Source organism: Rhodococcus sp. 114MFTsu3.1 (assembly GCF_000383555.1).
Lineage (GTDB): Bacteria > Actinomycetota > Actinomycetes > Mycobacteriales > Mycobacteriaceae > Rhodococcoides > Rhodococcoides fascians_E.
This window is the reverse complement of the sequence record NZ_KB911553.1, coordinates 141,059-154,595: the sequence shown is the minus strand read 5'-3', so window position 1 is coordinate 154,595 and position 13,537 is coordinate 141,059. Positions and strand designations below refer to the sequence as shown.

Genomic DNA, 13,537 nt, shown 5'->3' with positions numbered 1-13,537 from the left:
CCGTTTCGGTCGAGACCGAACGGCACATCGGCTTCCGGACCCCATTCCGTCGGAGCGAACGTGGCGTTCGGTCACTTGAAGTGACCGAACGTCACGTTCGGTCCGGAAAAAAGGGGGCAGACGACCGCTCAGACTTCGATGGGTGGGTATAGGCGTTGCATGGTGTATTGCCGGTTTCGTCGTGCTGCCAGGGAGCTTGCGGCCAGGGAGGCGACGAGTACGCCGGAGAGCACGGCGATGGCGCTCCACAATCGTGAGTCGATGCCGCCGACGGTCAGCTGTCTCAGTCCGTTGACGGCGTAGGTCATCGGGTCGAAGGGATGCAGGATCTGGAACGGCTTGGCGGTGGTCTCGACGGGGTAGATGCCACCGGCCGAGACCAGTTGCAACATCAGGAATGCCAAGGTCACAACGCGGCCGACGGCCACTCCGAACACCGAGTTGAATGCTTGGATCAGTGCGAGGAACGCCGCGGACGCAAGCACGAGGAACGCGATCGTTCCTGCAACGTACCGCGCGTGCAGCCCGACCCCGAAGTGAACCACCGTGTACATCACCAGGACCTGGCACACTGCGACCACCAAGGCGGGCCAGTACGATGCGAGAACTACTCGGATCGAACCGAGACCGGCTGCGACGGCGCGGGACTGCAACGGCGTCAACAACATCCAGATGATGAGAGCACCGATGAACAGCGCGAGCGGGAGGAAGAACGGTGCGAATCCGGTGCCGAATGTCGCCGCACGATTCTCGTACTCGAGGGACAACGCAACCGGCGCCGACAATGTCTGTGCCACCGACGTTCTCTGGTTCTCGGTCCAACTCGGCACCTGGGACACGCCGTCGCGCAGGGCTGTGGACAGTTCCTTCGCGCCTGCGTCGAGCCTCGTGGTCCCGTCGGCCAGCTCACCTGCGCCCGAGGCGAGTTTGTTGCTTCCGTCGGTCAGCTGAACCAGCCCGTCGGCGAGGGTTGCCGATCCCGTCGCGAGCTGCTGGGCACCGTCTCGAAGCCGCAGGACGTCGGATTGCAGCCCACCGTCCTGGAGCAGTGTGAAACCGGTGCGCAGCGGACTGCTCGGGTCGTCGAGTTGGTAGGACAGTTGCTGCGCGTCGGAGGACAACCTGTTCAATTCCGCGGTGGTACCGGGGTCGATCCCCTGCGTGCGCAGTGTGTCCAGCACTGGTGTCAACGCCGACGCGACCTGCCCGGACAACGGATCCGGATTGGCCCGCAACATCGTCACCGCCTGCTCGACGGCCACCGCCGCCTGGGACTGCACTGCACCGACCTCGCCCAGCCGGGACACGACGGCGTCGATTCCGGTGCTCAGTTGTGTGGCGCCCGCTCCGAGCTGGGCGGGGTCGACGCCGATCCGACCGACGTCACCGATGATCGCGAGCAACGGATCGGTGGCCGTGGTGATGCCCGTCGACAGCTCGCTTGCTCCTGCCGCCAGCTGCGCCGAGCCGTCCTGTGCGGTGACCATGTTGTCCGCCAGAGTCTTCGACCCTTCTGCCAGACGCGCAGCCCCCGCGTCGGCGGTCACGAGGCCGTCGGACAGCTGTTCGGCGCCGTCGGCGGCCTTCGACAGTCCGGCTCCTGCATCGGTGAGACCGACGAGAACCTTGTCGACCGCCTGCTCGCCGATGGTCGAGCCGACCTGATTCAGTACCTGCTGCGCAGCGTTCTGGCCGATGACCGTCGCGAGATAGTTGTTCGCGTCGTTGAACGCGAAGGCCAGCTCGGCCTTCTGCGGGTCCGAACCCGTCGGGGATCCGACTGCGGCACTGAAGTTCTCGGGAAGCGTGATCGAGAAGTAGTAGTCTCCGTCCGAGACACCCTGCGCGGCTTCTTCTTCCGATACCAGGGTCAGGTCCAGTTCACCCGAGTCCATCAGGGCCGACGCCACCTGCTGGCCTGCATCGAGCTCCTCGCCGGAGACAACAGCCCCTCGATCGGAGTTGACGAGCGCAGCAGGCACCTTGTCGACAGCGGCGAACGGATTCCAGAACGCCCACAGATACATCGCTCCGTACAACAGGGGAAGGACGACGATGGTCAGGAGCGCCACCCGTGGGAGGGTTCCGCGTCCGTAACGCTTGATATCGGTCCCGAAGGACAGTCCAGCGAGCACCGTCTCACCCCACGTCTTTCTGCTCGTGACGGCCTGATGGCACTACGGAGATCTGCGCGACGATGCCCGACGACGGGTCGACGGCGTCCGAACTGGCCGTGATCACCGTGCGTTGCTCGCCGAGCGCGACGAGTCTGTCGAGGAGCACGTCCCGGTCGTAGGCGCTCCCCAATCGATCGAGATCGCCCACGACGAGCACACGCGGCGCCGAGGAATCAGCCAGCGCGATGCGAAGCAGCAATTCGTCGAGTTCACCGAGTTCGCCGACGACATCCGTCGCCGACGGCGGGGTGCGCGGCCCGAACACCGGCGCACACACTCGATCCAACTCCGACGACCCGGCCTTGCGGACGAGTCGATACCAGGGCGCATCCCAGCGAATCCGTTCGGTGACCAGATCGCCCACCGTCACCCCGTCCGGTGGGGAATCGAGCTCGTCGATGCCGGCGACGGCCGCGTCGGCGAAGATGTCACGGGTGCGTCCTCGACCGAACACCGTCAGGGTTCCCTCCGACGGTGACATCCGGCCCGCCAGCGTCAGCAACAACGCGGTACGACCCTCCCCCGCAGGCCCGACGAGCACCGTCACCCCGCCGGCCTCCACCTCCAGGTCGAGTGGGCCGTAGGCCATCCCCGGCGAGCGCCGGACGGCGATACCTCGTGCACTGACCGCTACCGATTGCTCCGTCACCGGCACTCTCCATCGGACGAGCCGGCCTCACAGGTCGGCTGGCTGGTTCTTGCGGCCAGCTAACCATGTGAACCGTCGACCGGTCTTGGGTTCCGACGTGCCGTTGCACCCCCGATGTCGCCCGTTCCGCGCACGTCTTTCGCCCCTACCTCGGACCGAACGTGGCGTTCGGTCACTTGGAGTGACCGAACGTCACGTTCGGTCCGCAAAAACTAGGGGGTAGCGGACACCGGTCGACGGCGGGGCCGGGGGTACGTAGGGTCGAGGTGGTGACCGGGGACACTCGGGTTCGCATGTGGAGGGGAATCATGGCGATATCGGATATTCAGGAATATGCCCATTTGACCGAGGCGGATATCGAGGCGCTCGGTGCGGAGTTGGATGCGATCCGGCGTGATGTCGAGGATTCTCGTGGTGAGCGGGATGCCAGGTATGTCCAGCGAACCATCACGTTTCAGCGGTCGTTGATGGTTGCGGGCCGGGCGGTGTTGTTCGCGAGCAAGAAGAGGCCTGCGTGGTTGCTCGGTACTGCGTTGCTCGGTGCGGGCAAGATCATCGAGAACATGGAGTTGGGGCACAACGTCATTCACGGTCAGTGGGATTGGATGAACGATCCTGAGATCCATTCCAGTAACTGGGAGTGGGACAACACGTGCCCGTCGTCGGGGTGGAAGCATTCGCACAACTTCACGCATCACAAGTACACCAACATCGTCGGTTTGGACAACGATGTCGGTTACGGCATTCTGCGCATCACGCGCGATCAGGAGTGGCATCCGAAGTATGTCGCGCAGCCGCTGGTGAACGCGTTGCTGGCGACGTTCTTCGAGTGGGGCGTGGCGCTGCATCACCTCGAGACCGACAAGCTTAGGACCGGCGAGGTGAAGTGGGAGGACAAGAAGGAGATGGCGGTCGACGTCGTCCGCAAGATCGGAAAGCAGGTGGGCAAGGATTACGTTCTTTTCCCGTTGCTGACCGGCCCTGCGTGGAAGTCGACGCTCACGGCGAATGTCGTCGCCAATCTCATTCGGAATTACTGGTCGTACGCGGTCATTTTCTGCGGTCACTTTCCCGATGGCGCGGAGAAGTTCACGCTGGAGGAATACGAGACCGAGACGCAGCCGGAATGGTATCTGCGACAGATGCTGGGTAGCGCCAATTTCGAGGCAGGCGACACGTTGGCGTTCATGAGCGGCAACCTCTGCTACCAGATCGAGCATCACCTCTTTCCGGATCTACCGAGCAATCGCTATGCGGAGATCGCTCCGAGAATTCGGCAGTTGTGCGACAAGTACGACCTTCCGTACACGACGGGTTCGCTTGCTCACCAGTACGGGCAGACGCTGCGCACCATTCTGAAACTGTCCTTGCCGAATCGACTGCTCTCCGCGACATCGGACAATGCGCCGGAAACGTCGTCCGAGCTGAAGTTCCGCATTCGCGGTGGAATCAAGGAAGTGTTCGGTGTGGATCCGGCGACGGGCCGGCGCCGCGGCCTGAAAACTGCATTGGGAATGCTGAAGCAGCACACACCGGTCCATCCCGCCTGATCCGCGGCGGGTGATTACCGCGCCGCGAGGCGCCGAATGATCACTCGAAGTCGGTCCTCGGCGCTACCGTTACCTCGGCTGTTTTCGCAGCAGCCGACGAAGGGAACGGCAAGCGCCGAGGGCAGGAGCGGATCGTGACGAGCACACCGGTGACATCGGAGTCGACGAAGAATCCAGAACACCGCACTCCGCGGGCATTCACGCCGCCGGAGCACGGGCGTCTGCGCGAGGTGCCGCACATCTCCGGGCTCGTCCTCGGGGTGTTCGCGGTACTGGTGTTTCTCTGGAGCCTGTCTCCGGCGCTGCGCGCCGTCATCCGTGTGCCACGCGAGTACATCGACAACTACTACATCGACGCACCGGACACTTCGCTCGCGTGGGCTCTGGTGCTCGGGCTCACCGCAGCCGCCCTCGCGAGCCGCAAACGCATCGCCTGGTGGTTTCTGACGCTGTATCTCGTGCTCGTCGCGGTCAGCAACCTGGCGGATGTGATCGACGGCAACAACATCAGCGCGTGGATCGCGCTGGGCGTGCACATCGTGATCGTCGGTGTGCTCATCGCCGCTCGCAAGGAGTTCTACACCCGTGTTCGACGCGGTGCGGCGTGGAAGGCTCTGGGTGTACTGATCCTCGGCGCGGTCGTCGGAACGCTGGTCGGCTGGGCGCTGGTCGCTCTGTTCCCCGGCACACTCCCGGAGAACCAGACGTTCCTGTGGGCATTCAACCGAGTCACCGCCCTCGCAACCGTCGACAACGAGCAGTTCGACGGCCGCACACACGTTTTCGTCAACACGCTCCTCGGCTTGTTCGGGGCGCTCGCACTGTTGGCGGCCGTCGTCACGTTGTTCCGGTCGCAGCGCTCGTCCAACGCACTGACCGGTAGCGACGAGTCCGCGCTTCGCGGCCTGCTGGACAAGTGGGGCGCCGACGACTCGCTCGGATACTTCGCGACCCGCCGCGACAAGGCCGTCGTGTTCGCACCGAGTGGCAAAGCCGCCGTCACCTACCGTGTCGAGATCGGGGTGTGTCTCGCCAGCGGCGATCCCATCGGCAACCCGGAGGCGTGGCCGCACGCAATCGATGCCTGGCTGGACCTGGCGGAGAAGTACGGGTGGACGCCCGCGGTCATGGGCGCGAGCGAGACGGGCGCCACGGCGTTCAAGCGGGCGGGGTTGAACGTTCTCGAACTCGGCGACGAGGCCATCCTCGACACCAAGAAGTTCAACCTCGCCGGCCGGGAGATGAGGCCGGTCAGGCAGGCGGTCAACCGCGCCCGCAAGGCAGGCGTCACAGTGCAGATACGACGCCACCGCGACATTCCGGCTCAGGAGATGGCCGACATCATCCGGTGCGCCGACGAGTGGCGTGACACCGAGACCGAGCGTGGGTTCTCGATGGCGTTGGGCCGCCTCGGCGATCCTCTCGACGGTGACTGCCTACTGGTTCAGGCCCGCGAGGGCGAGAAGACCGTCGCGGTGCTCTCGCTCGCTCCGTGGGGCCGCACCGGAGTGTCGCTCGATCTGATGCGCCGCGACCCGCAGGCACCGAACGGTGTGATCGAGCTTCTGGTCACCGAATTGGCAACCGGCGGAGATCAATTCGGAATCAGTAGGATCTCGTTGAACTTCGCGGTGTTCCGTGCGGTCTTCGAGGAGGGCAGCCGCATCGGCGCAGGCCCTGTCCTGCGGATCTGGCGGTCGGTGCTGGTGTTCTTCTCCCGGTGGTGGCAGCTGGAGGCTCTGTATCGCTCCAACCTGAAGTACCTGCCGGACTGGGAGCCCCGGTACCTGTGCTTCGCGGACAACCGTGAGCTTCCCAAGGTCGGCATCGCGTCGGCCATCGCCGAAGGGTTCCTGACGCTTCCGAGCTTCCGGCGCGCCCACAAGCACACCGGTTCTCACACGGCGGTCCCGGCGGCCCTGGCGGACACCGCCGACATCCACGCCGACGGCAGCGGCCCCGATCAGATCGACGAGGACGACGAGCCCCAGCGGGGCCCCAAGCGTCCCGACCAGGTGCGGGTGCGGCTCGCAAAGCTCCAGCGGTTGAACGACGAGGGCACCGAGGGTTATCCCGTCGCCTATCCCCCGACGCATTCCGTCGCCGAAGCACTGGCCGCCCCGCAGGGAACGACGGTCCGCATCGCCGGCCGCATCCTGCGCAACCGCGATTACGGCGGCGTCGCGTTCGCGGTCGTGCGGGACTGGACGGACGACATCCAGGTGCTGTTCGACCGGGAACGCGTCGGCGACAGGTTGGACAGTTTCGACTCCGACTTCGACCTCGGCGACCTCATCGAGGTCAGTGGCACCATCGGCCGCAGCAAGAAGGGTGAGCTCTCGCTGCTGGCCGCGGAGTGGCGGATGAACGCCAAGTGCCTGCACCCGCTGCCGGACAAGTGGAAAGGACTGCAGGACCCGGAGTCCCGCGTGCGTCAGCGCTACGTCGACCTCGCGATCAACCGCAGTGCCCGTGACCTGATGATCGCGCGCAGCAACGTCGTGAAGTCTCTGCGGGATTCACTGTCCGACCGCGGCTACATGGAAGTCGAGACGCCGATCCTGCAGCAGGTGCACGGAGGTGCCAACGCGGCGCCGTTCATCACCCACATCAACGCGTACAACCTCGACCTCTATCTCCGTATCGCTCCGGAGCTGTACCTGAAGCGTCTGTGCGTCGGCGGCATGGACAAGGTGTTCGAAATCGGTCGGGTCTTCCGCAACGAAGGCGCGGACTTCAAGCACAATCCGGAGTTCACGATCCTCGAGGCGTACGAGGCACACAGCGACTACGAGCGCGCAATGGTGCTGTGCCGCGAGCTGATTCAGAAAGCAGCCGTCGCGGCACACGGGCGCGAGATCATCCTGCGTCCCGACGGACCGAACGGCGAGATGATCGAGATCGACATCTCCGGGGAGTGGCCCGTCAAGACACTGCACGGAGCCGTCGCGGAGAAACTCGGCGTCGACGTCGCGCCCAGTACACCGCTCGCGGAACTGCAGCGACTCTGCGACGAGAACGACATTCCCTACGAGAAGGAATGGGACGCAGGGGCCGTCGCGCAGGGAATGTACGAGCACCTGGTCGAGGACTACACCGAGTTCCCGACGTTCTACAAGGACTTCCCGACGTCGATGTCGCCGCTGACTCGGCCGCACCGGTCCATACCGGGCGTCGCGGAGAAGTGGGACCTCGTCGCCTGGGGCGTGGAGTTGGGTACCGCGTACAGCGAACTCACCGACCCGGTCGATCAACGTCAGCGTCTGACCGAGCAGTCGTTGCTTGCAGCAGGCGGTGACGAGGAGGCGATGAGTCTCGACGAGGACTTCCTGCAGGCCCTCGAGTACGGCATGCCGCCCACCGGTGGACTCGGCATGGGCGTCGACCGTGTCGTCATGCTCATCACCGGTGGCTCCATCCGCGAGACCCTCGCGTTCCCGCTCGCCAAACCCCGGCAGTGATTGTTCAACGTGAAACAATTTGCGCCCGGGCAGTTCGTGACCGTCGACGACCGGACAACTCACGTCGTCCTGTCTCATGCGCAGGGTGAGGACGGATTCGGAGCCGCGCCGACGGTGGTGCTGTGCGGCGGACTGGCAAGCAATTGGTTCGACTGGGACGACTGCGTCCGAATTCTGTCCCCGTTCCACACCGTCGTGGTGTTCGATCGGCCGGGCTTCGGGCTGAGCGAACCGCTTCCCGACGACCGGGTCCCGACGGTTGCCGACGAGGCCGCCCGCATTCTCGCCGTCCTCGACTCCTTGGAGCTGACGAGCCCGGCGGTGATCGTCGGGCACTCGATCGCCGGTTTCTACGCCGAGGCCTTCGCGAGGCTGTATCCGCAGCGGACCGCCGGTGTGCTGCTGCTCGACTCCAGTGCCGAACGCGACCCGTGGGTCGTTCTTCCGAAACCGTGGCGAGTTGCCGGGGCCCACCTGCTCGCGGCGGTGGCGTCGGGCAGCGGTCTTCAGTTCGTTCTGGGACCGACGGTCCGCAGGATTCTGAACCACTCCATCCCACCCGACGGCATTCCGCTCGAGACGCTGGACTGGACCCGGCGGATCTACCGGAGACGGTCGTATCTGAAAGCCGCCCTGATCGAGGACTTCGTCTACCCGGACATGGCCGCGGAGTTGAACGAGATCCGGCGCCGAACACGATTCGAGTCCGCGGCGATCGTCGCGGCCGCGCACACCGGCAGGCAAACGCCGTGGGGTCGCTGGTGGCTGCGCAAGCAGGCGCGGCTCGCCGGATACCTGGGAGCCGAGTTCGCCGTGGTGGACCACGCCCATCATCACGCGATGATCGATCAACCCGCGGACGTCTCCGCTCTCATCGTGAGGTTGGTGTCACATCACAGGAGCATCGACACGTAACGTGTTCTGTCGAGCCCGTTGCCCAAGACCCGAGCCGAAGCCCGGCGATGGCACGGTAGCCACCGAGAGGAACTGAAGATGGGTGCGATCAGCACAACGCAAGGCCGGCAGACCAAGCTCCTCGGCTTGGGAGTCCACCGACCCGAGCGGGTGGTGACCAACGACGAGATCTGCGAGTTCATCGACTCGAGCGACGAGTGGATCCAGACTCGATCGGGCATCAAGAACCGCCGGTTCGCAGAACCCGAAGAGAACGTCGTCCAGATGTCGATCTCCGCAGGCAAGAAGGCGCTCGAAGCCAGCGGCATCGCCGCCGAGCAGATCGACACCGTCATCGTCGCGACGTCGACGCACCTCGAGTTGACGCCCCAGGCTGCCGCGAAGGTCGCACACGGCCTCGGCACCAAGGGCCCCGCCGCGTTCGACATCTGCGCAGGCTGCGCCGGCTTCTGCTACGCGCTCGCTGTCGCATCGGACCTGGTGAAGGCCGGAACGGCACAGTACGTCCTCGTCATCGGTGCCGAGCAGCTCAGCCTGACCACCGACCCGTACGACCGCACCACTCGCTTCATCTTCGCCGACGGCGCAGGCGCAGTAGTCGTCGGGCAGAGCGACGAGACCGAGATCGGCCCCGTCGTCTGGGGATCGGACGGATCGCAGTCCGACGCCATCGTCCAGACCATCGACTGGTACGACTACATCACCGGCGAGGACGCCGAACGTCCGTGGATCAAGATGAACGGCATCTCCGTGTTCCGTTGGGCCGCGTTCGAGATGGGCAAGGCAGCACAGAAGGTCCTCGACGTCGCCGGCATCAAAGCCGACGAACTGCATGCCTTCGTCCCGCACCAGGCCAACAGCCGCATCACCGAACTCCTCGCCAAGAGCCTGAACCTGAACGAGGAGACCCCGGTCGCCAACGACATCGCCGAGACCGGCAACACGTCGGCCGCGTCGATCCCACTGGCCATGGAGGAACTACTCCGCACCGGCAAGGCCAAGGAAGGCGACACCGCGCTGCTGCTCGCATTCGGTGCAGGCCTCTCCTACGCCGGGCAGGTCGTCAAACTCCCCAAGCTGTAACCGGCTCCACTCCCGCCCAACTGGGTCATTCCGCAGGCTCCACTCCCGCCTAACTGGGTCATTCCGCAGGCTCCACTCCCGCCCGAGGTTGTGGACGACAATCCGATGATTTTCGTCCACAACCTCGGACTCGTCGGCGGTTAGGCTGGGCGTCATGCCGAAGCCACCGTTGCCTGCAGATGCCATCGAACTTCTGAAGAAGCCCAATCCCGCTGTCATGGCGGTTGTTCGTGCCGACGGAACGCCCATCACGGCGCCGACGTGGTACCTCTGGGAGGACGACAAGATCGTTCTGAACTTCCAGGCCGATCGCAAGCGTCTCGAGCACATTCGGGCGAACCCGAAGGTGTCGATCTCGGTGCTCGACGAGGCGAGTTGGTACACCCACGTCACCATTCACGGCACCATCACGCTGCAGGACGATCCGGGTCAGGTCGACATCGACCGGATCTCCACGCATTACACCGGTGAGCCGTACCCCGTGCGGGACAAGGAGCGCGTCACCGGGCTGCTCGAGGTCGACGCCTACGTCGGCTGGGGCAAGATCGGTTCCTAGCTTCCGGTGCCGATTGCCCGATTTGTCCGAGAGTGCAACACTCGGGCATGACCTATCCGCAGGGCACCCCGTACGGGCACTACGCAGGGCCTGTCCCCGGCCCGCCCCGGACCAACTCCACCGCTGTCGCGGCACTGATCTGCGGCGTGGTGGGGTTGTTCACCGGGCTCGTCGGCTTCGTCGCCATCGTTCTCGGCCACATCGCTCGGAGTCAGATCAAGCGGACGGGCGAGGACGGCGCCGGAATCGCGCTCGCCGGGCTGATCCTCGGTTACGTCAGCGTGGTGCTTCTGTTCGTCGTGATCGCCGTCTTCTTCTGGATCGCGGTCCTGTTCGTCAACGCATGATGCGAGGCTGCCGCAATCAGGGCCAGTACCGCGAGGCCCATGACGAACAGTGCCATCGCGGTCCACCCGAACTGCTGGTACACCACGCCGCCGAGCCAACCGACGACGGACGAGCCGCCGTAGTAGAAGAGGTTGTACAACGACGTCGCCTGCGCACGCCCGACGGTCGCGCGTTGACCGGTCCAGCCCGACGCGATGGCGTGGGCCGCGAAGAACCCGACGGTCAGGATCACCAGGCCGACGAGGATGACGATCAGGTTGCTGCTGATCGTCAGGCCGACGCCCGCGATCATCAGCAGCGTGGACCCGGCCAGAACCCCGGCTCGACCGTGGCGAACGGCAAGCTGACCGGCGACACGTGAGGACACCGTGCCGCTGAGGTAGGCGAGAAAGATCAGGCTGATCAGCGACTGCGGCAGACCGAAACCGGATCCTTCCAGGCGGAATCCGAGGAAGTTGTAGATCGCGACGAATCCGCCCATCAACAGAAACGCCTGCGCGTACAGCACCAGCATTCCCGGTTCTTTCAGGTTGGCCCACAGGCGGGTGCCGAGCGACGGACCGGCCGAGTCACCGGCTCGAAAGCGTCGTGGCACCGGTGCGAGAACCAGGAACAACGTCGCGGCGACGGCGGCGAGGATCGACACCGTGAGGGTGCCGATGCGCCAGTTGGTCACCTCCGCGACCGGTCCGGCGACGATGCGGCCGAGCAGACCCCCGAGTGTCGTGCCCGAGACGTAGGTGGCGGCGGCGAGTGCCGTGTGGTTGCGATGGACTTCCTCGCTCAAGTAGGCGATCGCGATGGCCGGGAGTCCACCGAGCGCTGCACCTTCGAAGAATCGTATGGACAGCAGCACCGGCAGCGACGACGACAACGGCACCACCAGGCCGAGGATCGTGGCGACGACGATCGAGATGCTCATGGCCTTGACGCGACCGATGCGGTCGGCCACGACGGACCACGGCAGCACCGACACCGCGACACCGACGGTGGCCAATCCCACAGCCAGGGAGGACTGGGACGGTGTGATCTCGAGGCCGGATGCGATCAGAGGCAGGATCCCCTGGACCGAGTAGAGCTGAGCGAACGTGGCGATACCCGCGAACAACAGGGCCGCCACCAGGCGCTTGTACTCGCGCGATCCACGAGGGTGGCCTTCCCACTCCAGTGTCACGTCGGTCGTCGCAGTCATGACGGCAACGTTAGGCCGGGAAACTATCACGGTCCAATGCATGATCGGGTTCGAATTCATGCATCAGCGTTATGATTTGCTCATGCGCGACGAGGCCCGTCACCTACTTCCTCTGATACCGGCGATCCTCGCGGTCGCGGAGACCGAGCACATGACCGAAGCATCCGAGCTTCTCGGCGTCCCCCAACCGACTGTCAGCCGGCAGATCGCCCGGGCGTCGAGCATCCTCGGGGTACAGCTCGTCGAACGGAGCGGACGCGGTATCGCGCTCACCACCGCGGGCCGAATACTCGTCCCGTACCTGCAACGCGTCGCCGTCGACCTCGAAGCCGGCCTCGACGCCGCGGGGGAACACGATGCGAACGCTCGGGGCCGCATCGCCATCAGCTTCCAGAACACCCTCGGTGAGGACATCGTTCCGGCGTTGATCCGGCAATTTCGCGGGGACCACCCGGCGGTGACGTTCGACCTGGATCAAGGCGCGCGGGCACGGTGCCTGGACCGTCTCGACGACGGGCTGGCCGATCTCGCCTTCGTCTCGCTCAGCGCCGAACACACCGAGGCCAACTCGTTCCAGCTCTACGACGAGCGGCTCGTCCTCGTCGTACCCGCCGACCACCGTCTGGCGCGTGCGCGTTCGGTCCACGTCCGGGACACCGCAGGCGACAGCTACATCGCGATGGGTCACGGTTACGGGATGCGGTCGATCTGCGAAGACCTGTGGGCCGACGCCGGGATAGCACCGGACATCGAATTCGAAGGCCGAGACATTCACACCGTGCGGGGCCTGGTCGGCGCGGGCCTGGGCATCGCGATCCTGCCTCGATCCCGTGGCCTGGGTCCCGAGGTCGTCGAGGTGAAGATCTCCGATCCCGCGGCTCGACGAAGAATCGGCATGGTGTGGTCCGGCAGGACGGCAGCCGGGCAGGTGCACGCTTTCCGGACGATGGTGATCCGCAGCGGCAGATCGCTCGTGGTTAGGTGATCGTGTGCAGCTGATCCTGATTCGACATGCGCTCCCCCTGCGATCCGACGAATCCGCCGATCCGCCCCTCGCCGAACTCGGACACGAGCAGGCCGGTCGCCTCCCCGACGCACTGTCCCGCTTCCCCATCACCCGGACGATCGCGAGCACTCAGCTCCGGGCAGTGCAGACCGGCACCCCGGTGGCGGCCCAACTGGGACTCGACCTGGGCACCGACGACAGAATCACCGAATACGACCGCGACTTCGGCGGCTACATCCCCATCGAAGATGCACGCACCGAACTCCGCGACGCGTTCGACCGCATCAAGGCTGGCCATCTGCCCGAGCAGGTCGACGAGGCCGCCTTCCGCGCCCGAGTCCTCGGCGGTATCGCGGCCGCGGTCAACGGAATCGAACACACCGACACCGTCGCCCTGTTCGCGCACGGCGGGGTCATCAACATCTTCCTCCAGGACATCCTCGGCACTCCGAAAGCTCTCGGTTTCCCCATCGACTACTGCTCCATCACCCGAGTGCTGTTCTCGCGCAACGGCACCAGGTCCGTGTCGTCGGTCAACGAAACCCATCACGTCTGGGACCTGCTTCCACGCAACCGGTAGCGAGCTGGAATCCTCATAGA

11 protein-coding genes are annotated in these 13,537 nt (G+C 65.1%); 8 read left to right on the top strand and 3 right to left on the bottom strand.

From position 1 onward, the window contains the following. Positions 1-128: 128 nt before the first annotated feature. Together H292_RS0117935 and H292_RS0117930 are read right to left on the bottom strand one after the other, a co-directional pair. Positions 129-2,135: a YhgE/Pip domain-containing protein gene (locus H292_RS0117935; protein WP_027498901.1), complete on the bottom strand. Its 2,007-nt coding sequence runs from the start codon at positions 2,133-2,135 to the stop codon at positions 129-131. Positions 2,136-2,139: 4 nt separating this feature from the next. Then, positions 2,140-2,826: an ATP-binding cassette domain-containing protein gene (locus H292_RS0117930; protein ID WP_020112275.1), complete on the bottom strand. Its 687-nt coding sequence runs from the start codon at positions 2,824-2,826 to the stop codon at positions 2,140-2,142. Between the two features lie 308 nt (positions 2,827-3,134). On the opposite strand from H292_RS0117930, the gene H292_RS0117925 reads away from it, so the two are divergent. From H292_RS0117925 to H292_RS0117900, 6 genes are all read left to right on the top strand, one after another. After that, the gene (locus H292_RS0117925) at positions 3,135-4,376 is read left to right on the top strand and encodes a fatty acid desaturase family protein (RefSeq protein WP_027498900.1); all 1,242 of its coding nucleotides are present in this window, start codon (positions 3,135-3,137) and stop codon (positions 4,374-4,376) included. Between the two features lie 221 nt (positions 4,377-4,597). Further along, positions 4,598-7,837, top strand: a complete 3,240-nt coding sequence (gene lysX, locus H292_RS0117920) for a bifunctional lysylphosphatidylglycerol synthetase/lysine--tRNA ligase LysX (RefSeq protein ID WP_371828333.1) — start codon at positions 4,598-4,600, stop codon at positions 7,835-7,837. Continuing rightward, positions 7,838-8,752, top strand: coding sequence for an alpha/beta fold hydrolase (locus tag H292_RS0117915; protein WP_019665010.1), 915 nt, complete (start codon positions 7,838-7,840; stop codon positions 8,750-8,752). A gap of 78 nt (positions 8,753-8,830) precedes the next feature. Further along, positions 8,831-9,835: a beta-ketoacyl-ACP synthase III gene (locus H292_RS0117910; RefSeq protein WP_026347775.1), complete on the top strand. Its 1,005-nt coding sequence runs from the start codon at positions 8,831-8,833 to the stop codon at positions 9,833-9,835. 154 nt (positions 9,836-9,989) lie between these two features. Beyond that, positions 9,990-10,391 carry a PPOX class F420-dependent oxidoreductase gene (locus H292_RS0117905; RefSeq protein ID WP_019665012.1) on the top strand — a complete coding sequence of 134 codons (402 nt, stop codon included), beginning with the start codon at positions 9,990-9,992 and terminating at the stop codon, positions 10,389-10,391. A gap of 47 nt (positions 10,392-10,438) precedes the next feature. Then, entirely contained in the window at positions 10,439-10,738 is a 300-nt protein-coding gene (locus H292_RS0117900; RefSeq protein ID WP_019665013.1) for a DUF4190 domain-containing protein, read from the top strand. Here the strand turns inward: H292_RS0117900 and H292_RS0117895 are convergent. Continuing rightward, the gene (locus tag H292_RS0117895; RefSeq protein WP_020112273.1) at positions 10,663-11,931 is read right to left on the bottom strand and encodes an MFS transporter; all 1,269 of its coding nucleotides are present in this window, start codon (positions 11,929-11,931) and stop codon (positions 10,663-10,665) included. The genes H292_RS0117900 and H292_RS0117895 overlap by 76 nt on opposite strands. Before the next feature lie 82 nt (positions 11,932-12,013). On the opposite strand from H292_RS0117895, the gene H292_RS0117890 reads away from it, so the two are divergent. Together H292_RS0117890 and H292_RS0117885 are read left to right on the top strand one after the other, a co-directional pair. After that, entirely contained in the window at positions 12,014-12,916 is a 903-nt protein-coding gene (locus tag H292_RS0117890) for a LysR family transcriptional regulator (protein ID WP_231383867.1), read from the top strand. A 4-nt stretch (positions 12,917-12,920) separates the two neighbouring features. Then, the gene (locus H292_RS0117885) at positions 12,921-13,517 is read left to right on the top strand and encodes a histidine phosphatase family protein (protein WP_019665016.1); all 597 of its coding nucleotides are present in this window, start codon (positions 12,921-12,923) and stop codon (positions 13,515-13,517) included. The last annotated feature ends 20 nt before the right edge of the window (positions 13,518-13,537 follow it).

Bases quoted from the DNA above. Each gene is read 5' to 3' on its own strand.
- H292_RS0117905 (WP_019665012.1), top strand. From the start codon at position 9,990: ATGCCGAAGCCACCGTTGCCTGCAGATGCCATCGAACTTCTGAAGAAG.
- H292_RS0117910 (WP_026347775.1), top strand. From the start codon at position 8,831: ATGGGTGCGATCAGCACAACGCAAGGCCGGCAGACCAAGCTCCTCGGC.
- H292_RS0117925 (WP_027498900.1), top strand. From the start codon at position 3,135: ATGGCGATATCGGATATTCAGGAATATGCCCATTTGACCGAGGCGGAT.
- H292_RS0117895 (WP_020112273.1), bottom strand. From the start codon at position 11,931: ATGACTGCGACGACCGACGTGACACTGGAGTGGGAAGGCCACCCTCGT.
- H292_RS0117900 (WP_019665013.1), top strand. From the start codon at position 10,439: ATGACCTATCCGCAGGGCACCCCGTACGGGCACTACGCAGGGCCTGTC.
- H292_RS0117890 (WP_231383867.1), top strand. From the start codon at position 12,014: ATGCGCGACGAGGCCCGTCACCTACTTCCTCTGATACCGGCGATCCTC.